The sequence below is a fragment of the Flavobacterium sp. KACC 22763 genome, assembly GCF_028736155.1.
GTDB lineage: Bacteria > Bacteroidota > Bacteroidia > Flavobacteriales > Flavobacteriaceae > Flavobacterium.
Genome location: NZ_CP117879.1, coordinates 738,992 through 755,928 on the forward strand (window position 1 = coordinate 738,992; position 16,937 = coordinate 755,928).

General features: G+C 33.0%; 16 protein-coding genes. 11 read left to right on the forward strand and 5 right to left on the reverse strand.

Annotation, left to right across the window (positions count from 1 at the left end):
- Window positions 1-8: 8 nt before the first annotated feature.
- The 11 genes from porD (at window position 9) to PQ463_RS03305 (ending at window position 11,858) form a co-directional block, all read left to right on the forward strand.
- A complete protein-coding gene (gene porD, locus PQ463_RS03255) occupies window positions 9-893 on the forward strand; it encodes a type IX secretion system protein PorD (protein ID WP_111376838.1) in 885 nt (294 codons plus the stop codon).
- A 59-nt stretch (window positions 894-952) separates the two neighbouring features.
- Window positions 953-2,605 carry a DNA repair protein RecN gene (gene recN / locus PQ463_RS03260; RefSeq protein ID WP_274256286.1) on the forward strand — a complete coding sequence of 551 codons (1,653 nt, stop codon included), beginning with the start codon at window positions 953-955 and terminating at the stop codon, window positions 2,603-2,605.
- 100 nt (window positions 2,606-2,705) lie between these two features.
- Entirely contained in the window at window positions 2,706-3,896 is a 1,191-nt protein-coding gene (fabV, locus tag PQ463_RS03265) for an enoyl-ACP reductase FabV (protein WP_274256287.1), read from the forward strand.
- A gap of 127 nt (window positions 3,897-4,023) precedes the next feature.
- Complete coding sequence (locus PQ463_RS03270; protein ID WP_274256288.1) at window positions 4,024-5,022, forward strand: glycosyltransferase family 2 protein; 999 nt, start codon at window positions 4,024-4,026, stop codon at window positions 5,020-5,022.
- Window positions 5,023-5,024: 2 nt separating this feature from the next.
- On the forward strand, window positions 5,025-5,621 hold the full coding sequence (gene coaE, locus PQ463_RS03275; protein ID WP_274256289.1) for a dephospho-CoA kinase: 597 nt from the start codon (window positions 5,025-5,027) through the stop codon (window positions 5,619-5,621).
- 59 nt (window positions 5,622-5,680) lie between these two features.
- A complete protein-coding gene (locus PQ463_RS03280; protein ID WP_111423380.1) occupies window positions 5,681-7,270 on the forward strand; it encodes a sensor histidine kinase in 1,590 nt (529 codons plus the stop codon).
- Window positions 7,271-7,273: 3 nt separating this feature from the next.
- Window positions 7,274-7,990, forward strand: a complete 717-nt coding sequence (locus PQ463_RS03285; RefSeq protein WP_008463080.1) for a response regulator transcription factor — start codon at window positions 7,274-7,276, stop codon at window positions 7,988-7,990.
- 501 nt (window positions 7,991-8,491) lie between these two features.
- Window positions 8,492-9,253, forward strand: coding sequence for a hypothetical protein (locus PQ463_RS03290; protein ID WP_274256290.1), 762 nt, complete (start codon window positions 8,492-8,494; stop codon window positions 9,251-9,253).
- Window positions 9,243-10,634, forward strand: a complete 1,392-nt coding sequence (locus PQ463_RS03295) for an RtcB family protein (RefSeq protein WP_274256291.1) — start codon at window positions 9,243-9,245, stop codon at window positions 10,632-10,634. The genes PQ463_RS03290 and PQ463_RS03295 overlap by 11 nt, the downstream gene beginning before the upstream one ends.
- 14 nt (window positions 10,635-10,648) lie before the next feature.
- Window positions 10,649-11,338 (forward strand): peptide chain release factor H, encoded by a 690-nt coding sequence (gene prfH, locus PQ463_RS03300; protein WP_274256292.1) that lies wholly within the window; start codon window positions 10,649-10,651, stop codon window positions 11,336-11,338.
- Entirely contained in the window at window positions 11,325-11,858 is a 534-nt protein-coding gene (locus PQ463_RS03305; protein ID WP_111376847.1) for a hypothetical protein, read from the forward strand. Before prfH ends, PQ463_RS03305 begins: the two co-directional genes overlap by 14 nt.
- 167 nt (window positions 11,859-12,025) lie before the next feature.
- Here PQ463_RS03305 and PQ463_RS03310 read toward each other — a convergent pair whose 3' ends face one another.
- The 5 genes from PQ463_RS03310 to PQ463_RS03330 all read right to left on the reverse strand — a co-directional run bounded on the left by PQ463_RS03310 (window position 12,026) and on the right by PQ463_RS03330 (window position 16,929).
- On the reverse strand, window positions 12,026-12,772 hold the full coding sequence (locus tag PQ463_RS03310; RefSeq protein WP_274256293.1) for an acyl-[acyl-carrier-protein] thioesterase: 747 nt from the start codon (window positions 12,770-12,772) through the stop codon (window positions 12,026-12,028).
- Window positions 12,773-12,855: 83 nt separating this feature from the next.
- On the reverse strand, window positions 12,856-13,776 hold the full coding sequence (gene miaA / locus PQ463_RS03315; protein ID WP_274256294.1) for a tRNA (adenosine(37)-N6)-dimethylallyltransferase MiaA: 921 nt from the start codon (window positions 13,774-13,776) through the stop codon (window positions 12,856-12,858).
- Window positions 13,777-13,928: 152 nt separating this feature from the next.
- Window positions 13,929-14,768: an ion transporter gene (locus tag PQ463_RS03320; protein ID WP_274256295.1), complete on the reverse strand. Its 840-nt coding sequence runs from the start codon at window positions 14,766-14,768 to the stop codon at window positions 13,929-13,931.
- Between the two features lie 30 nt (window positions 14,769-14,798).
- On the reverse strand, window positions 14,799-16,160 hold the full coding sequence (locus PQ463_RS03325) for an exonuclease domain-containing protein (protein ID WP_274256296.1): 1,362 nt from the start codon (window positions 16,158-16,160) through the stop codon (window positions 14,799-14,801).
- A 97-nt stretch (window positions 16,161-16,257) separates the two neighbouring features.
- Complete coding sequence (locus tag PQ463_RS03330) at window positions 16,258-16,929, reverse strand: YggS family pyridoxal phosphate-dependent enzyme (RefSeq protein ID WP_274256297.1); 672 nt, start codon at window positions 16,927-16,929, stop codon at window positions 16,258-16,260.
- Window positions 16,930-16,937 lie beyond the last annotated feature (8 nt).

Here is a 16,937-nt window from a genome sequence, read left to right on the forward strand (position 1 = left end):
AGACGATTATGAATAAGATAGTTACACTATTGGTGTTTTTAAGCTTTGGTTTTGTGCAAGCTCAACAGCTAAATTGCACAGTGACTATTAATACAGAACGATTAACAAATCCTAATAATCAGGTTTTTAAAACACTTCAGACTTCTTTGGCTGAATTTGTCAATAAAACAGACTGGACAGGATCTGTTTTGAAACAAAATGAAAGAATAAACTGTTCGATGTACATCACTTTGTCGTCAAATAGTTCAGATCAGTTTACAGGAACCATTCAGGTGCAATCATCAAGACTGATTTTTAATTCTACATATTCTTCTCCGGTTTTAAATTATAATGATAAAGATTTTAATTTCAGATATACAGAATACGAGCCATTATTATTTAATCCTAATACTTACGATTCGAATTTAGTTTCTGTAATTTCTTTTTATTGTTATATGATTTTGGGTATGGATGCTGATACTTTTCAAATGGGTGCAGGAAATCCTTATCTTCAAACAGCACAGAACATTGCCAATGTGGCGCAGCAAGGTGGTTTTAAAGGTTGGAATCAATCTGATGGACTTCAAAATCGTTACTATTTAATCAATGATATGATCGCACCAACTTATAGCGATTTACGTCAGACCACTTATGCTTATCATACCGGGTTGGATGCAATGACTATGGATCAGAAAGCTGCAAAAGAAAAAATAAAAAATGCTTTACTTTTAATCGGAAAACTAAATTCAGTGAAACCAAATGCTTTTATCACACGAGTTTTCTTTGATGCGAAATCAGATGAAATTGTTTCTATTTTTTCTGGGGGACCGAGCATTCCAATTACAGATTTAACAGATGTCTTAAATAAGGTTTCGCCGTTAAACTCTACTAAATGGTCACAGATTAAATATTAATCTCGTTTCTTTTTTTATCCACTCAAACTTTTTGTTTCTCATTTTTACAAAATTGCCCTATGATTACATCACTGTCAATTAAAAATTATGCTCTTATTGAAAAGCTCTCTATAGATTTTTCTAAAGGTTTTTCTATAATTACAGGTGAGACAGGTGCAGGAAAATCAATTATTTTAGGAGCTATTGGTCTTGTTTTGGGGAAAAGAGCTGATCTTACTTCGTTAAAAAATAAGGAAGAAAAATGTGTTATTGAAGCACAGTTTGAAATTGGAAAATACAATCTTAAAGAATTTTTTGAAGCCAATGATTTAGATTATGAAGATGAGACCATTATAAGAAGAGAAATTCTTCCTTCTGGTAAATCTCGTGCTTTTATAAATGACAGTCCGGTTAATCTTCAGGAATTGCAGGATTTAAGTTTGTATTTAATTGATATTCATTCGCAGCAGCAAACTCAAGAGCTGTCAGATGAAAGTGTGCAATTTAAAATTATTGATGCTATTGCTAATAATTCAGATGTAATTGCTGAATATCAAAAACTTCTGAAATCTTATAAATCAGATAAGTCCAAATTAAATGCGTTGCTTAAAAAACAAAGCGATGCAGGAAAAGAGCAAGAATATCATACATTTTTGTTGAATGAATTGGTTGCGGCACAATTAAAATCTGGTGAGCAGGAAGAATTAGAAGCAGATTACGAAAAACTGAACAATGTGGAGATTATTAAAGAATCTTTAGATAAATCTTTAGCAATTGCTAATGAAGAACAATTTGGCGTTTTTCATAATTTGAATGAAATCAAAAATGCATTGCAAAAAGTAGCTCCTTTTTCATCAGAATATCATAATTTATTTGAAAGAATTACAAGTCTCACTATTGAGTTTGATGATATTTCTAAAGAATTGGAAAATTGTTCAGAGAAATTATTAAATGATCCTACACAGTTAGAACTTATAAATCAAAAACTGCAATTGATTTATAACCTGCAGAAAAAGCATCAAGCAAATTCTGTTGATGAACTTCTTCAAATTCAATCAGATTTAGGTAATTCTTTATTAGAATTAGATAATATGGATGAAGAAATTGCTTCTTTATCTAAAATCATAGAAGAAAAGGCTATTGAGCTAGATGATTACGCATCGAAAATACATGAAAATAGGGTAAAAGCAATTCCGAGACTATCAGAGCAGCTTGTTTCTATTCTGGAAACTTTGGGTATGCCAAATGCTCGTTTTAATATGGAATTATTACCTTCAGAAAACTATTTCCAAAACGGAAAAGACGAACTTCAATTTTTGTTTTCTGCAAACAAGGGAACCGATTTTGGATTGCTGAAAAAAGTAGCTTCAGGAGGAGAAATGTCTCGTATTATGCTGGCTGTAAAAGCAATTTTGGCTAAATATTCTAAATTGCCAACCTTAATTTTTGATGAAATTGATACAGGAGTTTCGGGGGAAATTGCGATTAGAATGGGAGAGATTATGAAAGAAATGAGTGCAACAATGCAGATTTTTGCCATTACACATTTGCCTCAAATTGCTGCAAAAGGAGATTCTCATTTTAAAGTTTCTAAAGCAACAATTGACGATGACACTCAGTCAGAATTAAAGTTGCTGTCTCAGGATGAAAGAGTTACAGAAATAGCTCAAATGTTATCTGGCGCCGTCGTTTCTGATTCGGCTTTAAATCACGCGAAAGCCTTGTTGAACTAAAGAAATACTTTATATTTGTCATCGAAAAAATAAGTAAACAAACGGTAATAAGCGCTCATTTACTTAATAAATAGCTTATTAACGAATAAATAAAACAAGTATGATTATAGAACCTAGAATGAGAGGATTTATTTGTTTGACTGCCCATCCAACGGGAGCTGAGCAAAATGTAAAAAATCAAATCGAATACGTAAAATCTAAAGGAGAAATCGCTGGTGCTAAAAAAGTTTTAGTTATTGGTGCTTCTACAGGTTTCGGATTGGCTTCAAGAATTACTAGTGCTTTTGGTTCTGGTGCATCAACAATTGGAGTGTTTTTTGAAAAACCGCCAGTTGAAGGAAAAACAGCTTCTCCAGGATGGTACAATTCTGCAGCGTTTGAAAAAGAAGCTCATAAAGCAGGTTTATATGCAAAAAGTATTAATGGTGATGCATTCTCAAACGAAATTAAGAGAGAAACTCTAGATTTAATCAAAGCAGATTTAGGTCAGGTAGATCTTGTAATTTATAGTTTAGCTTCTCCAGTACGTACAAATCCAAATACTGGTGTTACACACCGTTCAGTTCTAAAACCAATTGGACAAACATTCACAAATAAAACGGTTGATTTCCATACAGGAAAAGTTTCAGATGTTTCAATTGCTCCTGCAAACGAAGAAGATATTGAAAATACTGTTGCTGTTATGGGTGGAGAAGACTGGGCAATGTGGATTGATGCTTTGAAAGCTGAAAATTTATTAGCTGAAGGAGCTACAACAGTTGCTTATTCTTATATTGGGCCAGCGTTAACTGAGGCAGTTTACCGTAAAGGAACAATCGGTCGTGCAAAAGATCACTTAGAAGCTACAGCGTTTACTATTTCAGATTCTTTGCAATCTATCGGAGGAAAAGCATATGTTTCTGTAAATAAAGCTTTAGTTACGCAAGCAAGTTCTGCAATTCCTGTAATTCCATTATATATTTCTCTTTTATACAAAATCATGAAAGAAGAAGGAATTCATGAAGGTTGTATTGAGCAAATCCAGCGTTTATTCCAAGACAGATTATACAATGGTTCTGAAGTTCCTGTTGATGAAAAAGGAAGAATCAGAATCGACGACTGGGAAATGCGTGAAGATGTTCAGGGAAAAGTGGCTAAACTTTGGTTGGAAGCTACAACTGAAACATTGCCAGAAATCGGTGATTTAGCAGGATACAGAAATGATTTCTTAAATTTATTCGGATTTGAAGTTCCTGGTGTTGATTACAACGCAGACACAAATGAAGTTGTTGAGATCGAAAGTATCAAATAATAATATTTTACTAGCAGTAAACGAAAAACCATCAGCCAAAAGTTGATGGTTTTTTTGTGAATATACCCTATCTTTGTTAAAATTTTTCAACACTAAAAATATACCCTTTAATAACGCGCATTCTGCTATGATTTTTTCTTTAATTATACCCGTGTATAATCGTCCAGATGAAGTTGATGAGCTTTTAGAAAGTCTCTCAAAATCTGATTATAATGAAGCTTTTGAAATTGTTCTTGTCGAAGATGGATCTTCAGTTCCATGTAGAGATGTGGTGATGAATTATCAAGGAAAATTAAATATTTCATATTACTTTAAAGAAAACTCAGGTCCTGGAGATTCTAGGAATTTTGGTATGCAGAGGGCTAGAGGTGATTATTTTATCATTTTTGACTCAGATTGTATTATTCCATCGCAATATTTGACAGAAGTTCGTAAAGAATTAGATGCCAGTTATGTGGATTGTTTTGGAGGGCCAGATAAAGCGCTTGATAGTTTTTCAGACATTCAGAAAGCTATCAATTTTGCTATGACTTCATTTCTTACAACTGGAGGAATTAGAGGAGGCTCTGAGAAAATTAATAAGTTCCAGCCCCGTAGCTTTAACATGGGAATTTCTAAGAAAGCTTTTGAGGCTTCAAAAGGTTTTGGAAACATACACCCAGGAGAAGATCCGGATCTATCTATCCGTTTATGGAATCTTGGATTTGAAACAAGGCTTTTTAAAGAAGCTTACGTGTATCATAAAAGAAGAATTGACTGGGAGAAATTTTCAATTCAGGTTAATAAATTTGGAATTGCTAGACCAATTTTAAATAGCTGGTATCCAGAACATAATAAATTGACTTTTTTCTTTCCGACATTTTTTATACTCGGATTATTATTAGCTTTTTTATTGTTAATTTTCAATATCGATATTTTATTACAATTATATTTCGTATATTTCGTTATAATTTTTCTTACAGCCAGTGTTCAAAACAAAAGCATCAAAATTGGATACTTGTCTGTGATAGCTGTGTGGAAACAGTTTTATGGTTACGGAACAGGTTTTTTAAAATCATATGTAAAAGTGATTTTGTTAAAGAAAAAACCGCAAGAAGCTTTTCCGCGTATGTTTTTTACATTATAAGAATGACAAAAGTTATTGGTCTTACAGGAGGAATTGGCAGCGGTAAAACTACTGTTGCAAACTATTTTGAAGAAATGGGCGTTCCTGTTTATATTGCTGATGACGGTGCTAAAAGAGTAATGCAGTCAAAAAATATCCTTGCAGAAGTGAAATCTGCTTTTGGTGGCAACATTTTTGATGATGATATTTTAAATCGTGCCAAATTAGCACAGGTTGTTTTTAATGATAAAGAGCAATTAGCAAAATTGAATGCAATTGTACATCCCGCAGTAAAATTAGATTTTGAAGAGTGGGTGAAAGAACATAAAAATCATGATTATGTAATTTATGAAGCTGCTATCTTATTTGAAAGTGGCCGATATAAAGATTGTGATGTAATTATCACTGTGACAGCTCCAATAGAAGTTAGAGTTGAGCGAGTGATAAAACGAGATAAAACAACCCGCGAGCAAGTTTTAAGCAGAATGAAAATGCAGTGGGATGATGAAAAACGAATTTCTAAGAGCAATTTCGTGATTAATAACAATAATCTTAAAAATGCTAAAGAAGAAGTTGTTAAAATTCTTAAAATTTTAAATATAAAACAAAAACAGTCTTAAATGTTAATATTTGGTTAATGTATTATTTAGTATATTGTTAAAATATTAATTTTGTTTCGATGAATAAATTATTTTTTAGAATACTTGTTTTATTGATGAGTCTGTCCTTGATAGGGATAATTCTGGTTCAAGTATTTTGGTTCAATTCTTCGTTCAAAAATAATGAAGAGCAGTTTAAATACCACGTTACTCAAGTAATTGGAAATGTTGCAGATAAGCTGGAACAACAAGAAGAGTACAGTTTCTACGACAAATATAACCGTATAAAAGACAGTACGGGTAAAATTCCAAAAAAAGAAGATTTATTGCAAGTATTTTACGTTCAGAGAAATACTAAAACCAATAAAACAATTGTTTATTCTAATACCTTGACATCTGAAGATTATGATATCAATGGTTCGGTTTTTAACAAAAAATTCAGCAGTGAGCGTTTTAAAAATTTTAGTTCTAAAAGAGTAACTGAAGTTTATAATAACAACAATGGAATTGATAATAATAACAGTTTAGGACAAAGTATTATTCCTGATCTTAAAATTGAAAAATCAGGAAGCTTAGATATATTAAATAAAGTTCAGCAGCAAATTCAATATAAAGACATTGCTTCTTTAACTCCAATTGAAGGGAGAATAACAAAAGATAAGCTTTTTAAATTATTAAAGAAAGAGCTCGAAGAATATGGCGTAAAAACCAAATTTGAATTTGGGATATACAGCAGTGGCAATCCGACAAAGATAAAATCAGACGGATTTCATTATGATAAAGAAGCTACTTACAGTATTCCGATATATACAGATAATGAAGGAAACAGCAGATATGAACTCTCTGTGACATTTCCTCATAAAAAGAAGTTCTTATTGTCCGAATTATTAAGTATTACTATCTTATCGATAGTCTTTACATTAATTATAATTGTAGCATATACGAGTGCCTTAAATCAGTTATTGCGTCAGAAACATATTTCTGAAATTAAAACAGATTTCATTAATAACATGACGCATGAGTTTAAAACGCCAATTGCCACTATTAACTTAGCATTAGATGCGATTAGAAGCCCTAAGGTTATTGAAGATAAAGAGAAAGTTTATCGTTATCTTCAAATGATTAGGGATGAAAATAAGAGAATGCACGCTCAGGTCGAAAATGTTCTGCGTATTTCTAAACTAGAAAAAAGGGAGCTTGATATTACAAAAGAACCTACTGTAGTAACAGACATTATTGACGATGCAATTGAGCATGTTAATCTAATTTTGGAAGACAGACAAGGAACTGTCGAAAAGCATTATAATGCAGCCAGAACAACAGTTTTGATAAATGAAGTTCATTTTACAAACGTATTGGTTAATATTTTAGAAAATGCAATCAAATATTCTCCAGATGCGCCTAAGATTGAAATTTTTACTGAGAATGTGAAGGACATGATTCTGATAAAAGTAAAAGATCATGGTTTAGGAATGAGTAAGATAGCTCAGAAACGAGTTTTTGAGAAGTTTTACCGAGAACATACCGGAGATCTTCATAATGTAAAAGGACACGGTTTAGGATTGGCATATGTGAAAAGAATAGTGGAAGATCACAACGGTCAAGTATATGTAGAAAGCGAAAAAGGAAAAGGTAGCACCTTTATAATAAAAATACCATTAATAAATTAAAATATGGAAAATACTAACAAAAGAATACTTTTAGTAGAAGATGACCTAAATTTTGGGGCGGTTCTTAAAGATTATCTAATGTTAAATGACTTTGAAGTTACTTTAGCTAAAAACGGTATGGAAGGTTTCGAGAAATTCAAGAAGGATGTATACGATTTGTGCATTCTTGATGTAATGATGCCTTATAAAGATGGTTACACTTTGGCCAAAGAAATTAGAGAGAAGAACAGTGAAGTACCAATTATATTCTTGACAGCAAAATCTATGAAAGAAGATGTGTTAAAAGGATATAAAGCGGGTGCTGACGACTATTTAAATAAACCTTTTGATTCTGAAGTTCTTTTAATGAAAATTAAAGCAATCATTCAAAGAAAATCAGCTGATACAAAAGCAGAGCAAGTACAGTTTGAATTTAATATTGGTAAGTTCCACTTAAATTCAAAATTGAGATTCCTTACTTTCCAAGATGAGGAACCGATTAAATTATCTCCAAAAGAAAATGAATTGCTTAAAATGTTAATTCTTCATGAAAATGACTTAATGCCAAGAGAATTAGCGTTAACAAAAATTTGGAGAGATGACAACTACTTTACTTCAAGAAGTATGGACGTTTACATCGCTAAATTGAGAAAATACTTAAAAGCTGATGAAGACGTTGAAATCTTGAACATTCACGGAGAAGGTTTCAGATTGGTAGTAAAAAGCAAAGTTTCTGAATAATTAATTCACCGAAATATAATATAAGCTCTGAGAAATCAGAGCTTTTTTTATGCATTTTAATTAAATTCTTTTTGGTGGTAATACTGAGTTTAATGTTTTGATTTCGAATTATTTACGTTTTTTGTTCTATGTTCTCTTTTAGAATAGGAATTTTATTTTGATGAATTTTCTTTAAAATAAATTTGGAAAATCAAAAAACAATTCTGAATATTTGCACACGAAAAAAATAATAACCCTTTAAAAACGAAGAAAAAATGTTTGTACTTACATCGACATCACAAAGCTTCACACCAAACGAATTTGGTGTAGCAATTCTTCGTGGCTTATTTCAATCTTAGAAATATATTTTTAGATATATAAAAAAGCCCGAAGACAATAAGTTTCGGGCTTTTTTTATTCTAGACACTTCAAAATTTTCCCGAAAATCGATTTTAGTATTTATCTGTAAGGATAAAATTTTTAAGCCTTTTTGGCTCTAATTTAATGCGCGATAATTTTTTTATGGAAAATTATACGGTAGATGAGTATGCATTATGTGCTCGTTTTAAAAGTAAACGAAAAAAGAAAAGATTAGTAAAAGAAGATTTTGAAAAACAATTAATTCAGTTAAGAGAGCTTGAAGTTGAGCTTTGGAAAAAGCGTAGAGACTTACCATTGGTTCCTTTAGAAATTCCTTATCAAAAAGGCTGGCAACGCAATTTTAAATTAAGAGACGATATTGCCAGATCAAGCGAAGCGACATTTTACAGAGAGTTATTGGAAAAAATAAATACATGGCAGTTTTCTCCTGAAAAATCTTTTAAAAGAAAGAAAAAGAGAAAAAGAAAACATGTGTATGTTGAAAAACTCCAGACTGTAAAAGAATTTTCAGAATGGGAATGGAGAAGTTCTAAACTGGAATTGACCGAAAAAGAAAAAACACATTTTTATAAAAGGGAACGTTGGTGCAGCAATTGCAAACGATACAAAATTCATTACGTATTTAATGAACCTTGGCGATATGTGCTTCGTGTTAGCCCTTATATGATAACACACACCAAAATGGTCGATTCAGATTTAGAAAGTCAAATTCAACTAGTTGACAATTATATTGTTAATCATAATCTGAGAAATAAAATAAATAGATTAATACACGGCAGTTCTCATAAATGGAGTTACTATGAAAATGAAAATCCAAAAGAGATAAGTCCAATTAAAAATAAAAGTCTGCACACTTTGTATCAGCAATACGCAGATGAAATGATAGAAAATCATGGGAAATAAATTATCTGGAAAAGACCTGATTAAATTAGGTTTTCCAAAGAACAATTCAATAAACATTGCCTTAGGGCAGATAAACAGATATAGGAAAAGAGAAAAAAAAGAATCTATTCTAACAGAAGCAAAAGATGTTTTGCTAAATCCTGAAAAGTATGAAGGAAATGGAACTTGGGGAAAAGTTGCCGAAGGTTTGATTAAGCCTGTTCAAGTTCGAATGCATCAGCTTAAAAATACCAGAGCACCTTTTAAAATTTTTGGCGAAAATGAAATCGATGAGCAGGCAAAATTTCAACTATATGATTCGTTGAAACTGCCAATTTCTGTTGCTGGGGCTTTGATGCCAGACGCGCACTCAGGTTACGGATTGCCAATTGGAGGAGTTTTAGCGACTGACAATGCTGTAATTCCTTATGGAGTTGGTGTCGATATTGGATGCAGAATGAGTCTTTCCATTTTTGATTTGCCAGCTTCTCATTTTAAAGGAAAAGAACATCAATTGGAAGCTATTTTGAAAGACAATACCAAATTCGGAATGTATGAAACGCATGCTTCAAGAGTAGATCATGAAGTGTTTTATAATAGTGGATTTCAAGATATTCCATTATTGAAAAATCTTTTACCAAAAGCCTATAAGCAATTAGGAACTTCTGGAGGAGGAAATCATTTTGTAGAATTTGGAATTGCTAAAATTGAAAATCCTGAGAACGAATGGAAGCTTGAAAAAGGTGAGTATTTCGCGGTTCTTTCGCATAGCGGTTCTCGTGGATTAGGTGCGAATATTGCGAAACATTATACGTATTTGGCAACAAAACAATGTCCGTTACCCAAAAATGTGCAGCATTTGGCGTGGTTAGATTTGAATACGCACGACGGTCAGGAATACTGGCTGGCGATGAATTTGGCTGGAGAATATGCAAAAGCTTGCCATGATGATATTCACAGAAGAATTGCTAAAGCGATAGGGAAAAGAGTAGTGGTAACAATTGAGAATCACCACAATTTTGCTTGGAAAGAAATGGTTAATGGTCAGGAATGTATTGTTCATAGAAAAGGAGCAACTCCAGCTAGTGAGGGACAATTAGGAATTATTCCAGGTTCAATGACTGCGCCAGGTTTTATTGTGAAAGGAAAAGGGAATTCTGAAAGTTTGAATTCTGCTTCGCATGGTGCGGGACGCTTGTTTTCGAGAGCAAAATGCAAAAGCAGTTTTACACAAAGTCAAATCAATAAAGAATTGAAGAAACATGAAGTGACTTTGATTGGAGGAAATATTGATGAAGCGCCAATGGCATATAAAGACATTGAAAAAGTAATGGCAAACCAAACCGATCTAGTTGAAGTTCTAGGAACTTTTACGCCAAAGATTGTTAGAATGGATCGCTAAAGAAAGGAAAAGCAATGGAAAAAATAATTCAGATAACAGCGGGTCGCGGACCTGCAGAATGCACTTGGGTTGTTGCCCAAGTGCTTAAAAAAGTCTTGGAAGAAGCCGAAGATCAGAATTTGGATGTGGTTTTACTCCAAAGAGAAAAAGGAGAAGAAAATGGAACGATTGAAACTGCATCTATTTCTGTAAAAGGGAAAAATGCCGATATGTTTGTGAAATCTTGGATAGGAACTATTCAATGGATTGGGCAAAGTCAGTTTAGGAAAATGAACAAACGCAAAAACTGGTTTGTTGGAATTTTTGAAATTGAACAGCAGGAAAGCAGTTTAGTTTCAGAAAATGATATTCAGTATCAAGCCATGAGAAGTTCAGGAGCTGGCGGCCAGCATGTGAACAAGGTGAGTTCGGCAATTCGGGCAACACATATTCCGACTGGAATTGCAGTTGTGGCAATGGACAGCCGTTCTCAGCATCAAAACAAAAAACTGGCAACAGAAAGATTATTAAAAAAAATAGAAGACGAGAAATTAGTTCAGCTTAAAAATCATGTTGGAAAACAATGGGAAAATCAGCTTAATGTAGAGCGTGGAAATCCAGTGAGAGTTTTTGCAGGAAGCGATTTTAAGAAGAACAAAGTAGAGAAAAGCTACAAAGGAACTCGTCAGAAATTGAAAAACGATTTACGAAATGAAAACAACTGATAAATACCTTTTTCAAGCCTTGGATAATTATCCGTTTTGGCTTGAAGGAACAATTGAATCTTTAGATTATGCTTTTTCTTATGATGATAAAAATACAATGGTTTTGTGTTTATACGGAAGAATTCAGGCAGAGCAATTAATGAATTATGAAGAAGCTAAATCTTATTTTCAGCAAGCATTATCGATTAATATTCATGCTCTTGAAGTTTATCCTTATTATTTAAAAACGTTGATTTTAAACGAAGATTACGAAGAAGCGCGAAAACTTATTGATTTTGCCTTAACGGTAAAAGGAATTAATAAATCAGAGATTTATCTTAAGAAAGCAATTCTGCTAGAAGTGCAACATGAATTTAAAGATGCTTTAAAAGAAATTAAGCAGGCAAAATTATATTCTATTCAGCATGATTATGATTCGGGAATTAGTGAGGTTGAGAAAAGAATTAAAGATAAAATTGATTTGCTGAAAAAGAAGAAAGAGAAAAAATCTAAGAAAGGTTCTAAAAAGAAATCGAAATGATTTTGATAAAAAAAAAGATGCAATTTGCATCTTTTTTTTTATTTATTACAATTTCCTGCAAGGTTTTCAAAACCTTGTAGGTTTGTTATTTAGAATCTAGCATTTTTAACTAAAGTGAAATACCTACAAGGTTTTGAAAACCTTGCAGGACAGTTGCCCGCCAAGATTTACTTCCAATGCAATTCTAAAGCAAAACAAGTTTTTTCGCCTTTTGTAATGCTGAAAGTTGCTGTAGTATGATCGTCGTCTTCGCTTTCGTGGATTACCACATTATCTTGTAATGAAAGTTCTTTCATGAAATTCATTTCGAAGCTTTTAACTTCCTGTTTCATGATTCTTTTGGGATCAACATGATCCAAACACCATTCTAGATATTTTACGTTATTTACGTGATTTACAATATCTAAATCTGACAGATAAACTGTTTTTTCGAAAACAGCTTCTTTTTCATGATTGATGTTGATTTTTGAAAAGCCTTCTTTTGTAGCTCTGTTTTCTGGGAATAATTCGAAGTGTTCGTAAGGAAGTGCTAAAGCTTCAGGACGACGCGCTTGTGTGTTAAAAACAGCCCAATATGTTTCACAGCCTACTATTTTTTTACCGTTAACATACATTTCCAACGCACGGACAGAACGTGAATTTTCTAAGCTATTAATCCATGTTTTTACGGTTACAACATCTTGCCATTTTGGTAAAGCGTGAACTTCAACACGCATTCGGCTTAAAACCCAAGCTTGGTGAAATTCCTGCATGTCATAAAAGCTAATTCCTCCAATTTCTGAATGTGCAGCGGCAGTTAATTGTAGAATATTACACAAATCGGTATATTTTAAAAATCCGGTTGGCGTGCATTGCGTGAAATTGATTTCCCAGTCTTTGCTTAAAACTGATGTGAAATTGGGTGATATTGGCATTTTTTAATTTTAGATTTTAGAGTTCTGATTTTAGATTTTTCCTGCGGAAAATAGAGTAACGATGAAAGAGGAAAGACTTTCTTTTACTTTAGAAGATTTTCTATGTAATTTATGATTTCTTTTCTATCAGTTGCGTAATCAAACCATTTTGTATTTTCGTTTCGTTTGAACCACGTTAATTGCCTTTTGGAGAATCTTCTTGTGTTCTTTTTTATTTCTTCAATTGCGAAAGGTAACGTAAATTCTCCGTCAAAATAACTAAATAATTCTCGATAACCGACCGTTTGGAGCGCATTTAACGCTTTGTTAGGATAAAGTGCTTCGGCTTCTTTCAATAATCCTTCATTCATCATGATATCAACACGCTGGTTGATTCTGCTGTAAATGATTTCTCTGTCGGCATCTAAACCAACTAGAATAGGAGTAAAGTTTCTGTTGTTTTTTTTCAGATTTAAAAAAGAAGAATATGGTTTTTGAGAACCAATACAAACTTCTACAAAACGCATCATTCGTTGTGGGTTTTGTAAAGTCTGAGGATTTTCTAAAGTGATTTTTTGATAATAATCAGGATCTAAATTTTTTAGCTGATCTTGAAGATATTCAATTCCGAGTTTTTCGTAGTTCGAATTTACTTCTGTACGAACTTTTGGGTCGATTTCTGGAAACTCGTCAAATCCTTTTAAAATAGCATCGACATATAATCCTGAGCCGCCAATAAGAATTGCAAGATCATTGTTTTGAAATAATTCTTCGATTTTGGTTAAAGCTTCTTTTTCGTAATCGCCAACAGTGTAGTTTTCAAAAATAGATTTGTTTTGAATGAAATGATGTTGGGCAGAGTTTAATTCTTCTTGATTTGGAACTGCTGTTCCGATGGTCATTTCTTTGAAAAACTGACGGCTGTCGCAAGAAACGATTTCGCATTTAAAATGTTGCGCCAAAGCAATACTCAAGGCTGTTTTGCCTATAGCTGTTGGTCCGACAATGGTGATTAGGTATTTCATAGTTTTTAGCCCAGATGGAAATGGAAACCCCGGACTTATATTTGTTACATTTTTTTGGTGTAAAAGAGCGACCAACGGAAGCTCCTTTTATGCCTTAAAAAATTACAAATATAAGGAGGAGTTGGAATGTACAGCTGGATTAGCTTCTTAAATTAATTATTTGGCAGTTCAGTTCCACATTCGTAACAATATTTGGCATTGTCAAAATGGACTTGAGACTGACATTTTCTGCATGTTTTTTTCCCGCTTACTGAATTGTTTTTTAAGCTGCTTTTAGCAAATTCGGCTGTTACAATTCCGGTTGGAACAGCGATGATTCCATAACCTAAAATCATTACAAAAGCTGCTATAAATTGTCCAAGAGGTGTTTGGGGTGAAATATCTCCGTAGCCTACTGTTGTTAAGGTTACAATTGTCCAATAAATTCCCATTGGAATACTGGTAAAACCTGATTCTCGGCCTTCAACTAGATACATTACTGTGCCAATGATTACGGTGCTGATTAAGACGAAATAAATGAAAACCAGAATTTTTTCTTTACTAGCTTCTATAGCTTCTTTTAATTGCAGGGATTGATGGTTGATTTGCGGAATATGCAAAATTTTGAATAATCGGAGAAAACGTAATGCTCTTACGATTGATAAAATGCTCGCACCAGGGAAAAAGATGGACAAATACATAGGCAAAACGGCCAGCAAATCGATGATTCCGTAAAAGCTAAAAATGTATTTGACGGGTTTTTGAATTGAAATAATTCTCAGGACATATTCTATGGTGAAAAATACGGTAATTACCCATTCGCATATCAATAATTGATCGTGATATTTTGAGCTTATACCTTCAACGGTATCGAGCATTATTAAAAGTACGCTCAGTAAAATTAAACCCAGCAATACTAAATCGAACATTCTGCCTAATATGGTATTGGTGCCATACAGAACGATTTTGACTTTTTCTCTAAAGATTTCGTATTGTGATTTATTGTTTTTCATATCCTTAAAGATAATGAAAGTTTCGATTTGTTAAAATTGAAGTATTTTTAATGATTTGCTTTTTCGGATATAATTCTGAATAATATTCTTTACATCGCGATTATGCTGCATTGGTACCAGAATATTTTTTAAAATATCGATATTCGTGATTTGATAATTGAGATCGTAATAGGCATAACCTTTGTAAATTCCATCTTCGATCAGAATTGCGCTTCGTTCGTTTACATTTCTTCCTCTGTCTATCAGAACCATACTTTTGTTCTCAAAACTGTTTTCAGAAATAAACTGCTGTACTCTTAGATTGTAAATTTCGGGAGTGATTTCGCCAATACAGGCTCCATCACATTCTTTGATTTTGTACTGAAAGCACTCTTTTTTGGTTTGATATAAACCTGTGAGTTTTTGGCACAAATGGTATTTTGAAGTGAATCTGAAAAGTGCATTTTTGCCTTCTTGTAATGAAGCAAAAGAAGTGATTTCTTTTTTTCGTCCGTCTGCTTTCTCTAGTTTTAAATTGATATAGCCGTTTGAATCTTTTTCTGCATATAAAGCGAAAGGAAAAACGGTTTTCTTTTGCGAACGATTGTATCTTGGACGATTGATTTTTATTTCCTGACTTTCCTTTAAAAGTGCGATTAGTTCACTTCCAGTTTCGTCATAGGTAATGGTAAAAACTTCTGCTTGGATTCTTTTGCTTTTGGTTGTAATTCCTGTAAAGTGCTGATTTACTCTTTTTTTAATATTTTGGCTTTTGCCAATGTAAATTAAAGTCCCATCTTCTTTGTAGATATAATAAACACCTGTTTTAGCTGGCATTTGATTTAAAATGTCCAAGAATTTTGGAGAAATGCCTTTTTCGACTTCTAGTTTTATAAAATCTTTTACGATTGTTTTCTCAGTGTCTTTTTCTAGAAGCATTTTGAAAAGCTTCGTTGTTGCCATAGCATCTCCGCTGGCACGATGCCTGTCGGCCATTGGGATTCCGAGTGAACGAACTAGTTTCCCTAAACTGTAAGAAGGCTGTTCTGGAATTAGTTTTTTTGCTAATTCTACCGTACAAAGTGTCTTGGCTTCAAAATCGTAGCCTAAACGTCTGAATTCTGTGCGTAGGATTCTATAGTCAAATGAAGCGTTGTGAGCGACAATAACGCAGTCTTGGGTGATTTCTATAATTCGTTTGGCAACTTCGTAGAATTTTGGAGCAGAGCGCAACATTGCATTGTTTATTCCTGTCAGTTTTACAACAAAAGGCTGAATGGGAATTTCAGGATTAACAAGGCTGATGAATTGATCAACTACTTCATGCCCATCAAATTTGTAGATAGCGATTTCAGTAATTCCCTCTTCATTAAATTGCCCTCCGGTTGTTTCTATGTCTAATATCGCGTACAAATTCAGTATTCAGTGTTCAGATTCGATTGAAATCGAAATTAGTGTTCAGTTTTTCTGTAAAGACACAAGTGCGTCTTTACGATTGTGGTTTGGAAAATTATCTTCCTCCAAAAATGCTGCTTCCAATGCGAACCATTGTACTTCCGCATTCTATTGCTAATTGATAATCTCCAGACATTCCCATTGAAATTGTAGAGACGCACTGCAGTGCGTCTTTACCATATCCCTCAATGCTTTTTAATGAATCAAAGATGGATTTCAACTGGGTAAATTCTTTTTTAATCTGGTTTTGGTCTTCGGTGAAAGTTGCCATTCCCATTAAACCTAAGATACGAATATTTTTTAATTCTTTAAATTCTGAAGAAGTTAAAAGTTCGTTTAATTCGTTTTCATCCAAACCAAATTTAGATTCTTCTTCAGCAATATAAATTTGAAGAAGACAATCTATGGTTCTGTTATTTTTTAAAGCTTGTTTATTGATTTCTTGCAATAATTTCAAACTGTCAACGCCGTGAATCAAAGTGACATACGGCGCCATAAATTTGACTTTATTTGACTGAACATGACCAATCATATGCCATTGGATATCTTTTGGCATTTGTTCCCATTTTTCAGTCATTTCCTGAATTTTGTTTTCTCCAAAAATGCGCTGTCCAGCTTCATAAGCCTGCATCAAATCTGAAACAGGTTTTGTTTTTGAAACGGCAACAAGAGTTACATGTTCAGGTAAACTTGCTTTAATTGTATTTAAATTCGATTGAATCGACATGATATTTC

What these genes read in the sequence shown, in the direction of transcription:
- porD (WP_111376838.1), top strand. Translation starts at nt 9, where the DNA reads ATGAATAAGATAGTTACACTATTGGTGTTTTTAAGCTTTGGTTTTGTG.
- recN (WP_274256286.1), top strand. Translation starts at nt 953, where the DNA reads ATGATTACATCACTGTCAATTAAAAATTATGCTCTTATTGAAAAGCTC.
- fabV (WP_274256287.1), top strand. Translation starts at nt 2,706, where the DNA reads ATGATTATAGAACCTAGAATGAGAGGATTTATTTGTTTGACTGCCCAT.
- PQ463_RS03270 (WP_274256288.1), top strand. Translation starts at nt 4,024, where the DNA reads ATGATTTTTTCTTTAATTATACCCGTGTATAATCGTCCAGATGAAGTT.
- coaE (WP_274256289.1), top strand. Translation starts at nt 5,025, where the DNA reads ATGACAAAAGTTATTGGTCTTACAGGAGGAATTGGCAGCGGTAAAACT.
- PQ463_RS03280 (WP_111423380.1), top strand. Translation starts at nt 5,681, where the DNA reads ATGAATAAATTATTTTTTAGAATACTTGTTTTATTGATGAGTCTGTCC.
- PQ463_RS03285 (WP_008463080.1), top strand. Translation starts at nt 7,274, where the DNA reads ATGGAAAATACTAACAAAAGAATACTTTTAGTAGAAGATGACCTAAAT.
- PQ463_RS03290 (WP_274256290.1), top strand. Translation starts at nt 8,492, where the DNA reads ATGGAAAATTATACGGTAGATGAGTATGCATTATGTGCTCGTTTTAAA.
- PQ463_RS03295 (WP_274256291.1), top strand. Translation starts at nt 9,243, where the DNA reads ATGGGAAATAAATTATCTGGAAAAGACCTGATTAAATTAGGTTTTCCA.
- prfH (WP_274256292.1), top strand. Translation starts at nt 10,649, where the DNA reads ATGGAAAAAATAATTCAGATAACAGCGGGTCGCGGACCTGCAGAATGC.
- PQ463_RS03305 (WP_111376847.1), top strand. Translation starts at nt 11,325, where the DNA reads ATGAAAACAACTGATAAATACCTTTTTCAAGCCTTGGATAATTATCCG.
- PQ463_RS03310 (WP_274256293.1), bottom strand. Translation starts at nt 12,772, where the DNA reads ATGCCAATATCACCCAATTTCACATCAGTTTTAAGCAAAGACTGGGAA.
- miaA (WP_274256294.1), bottom strand. Translation starts at nt 13,776, where the DNA reads ATGAAATACCTAATCACCATTGTCGGACCAACAGCTATAGGCAAAACA.
- PQ463_RS03320 (WP_274256295.1), bottom strand. Translation starts at nt 14,768, where the DNA reads ATGAAAAACAATAAATCACAATACGAAATCTTTAGAGAAAAAGTCAAA.
- PQ463_RS03330 (WP_274256297.1), bottom strand. Translation starts at nt 16,929, where the DNA reads ATGTCGATTCAATCGAATTTAAATACAATTAAAGCAAGTTTACCTGAA.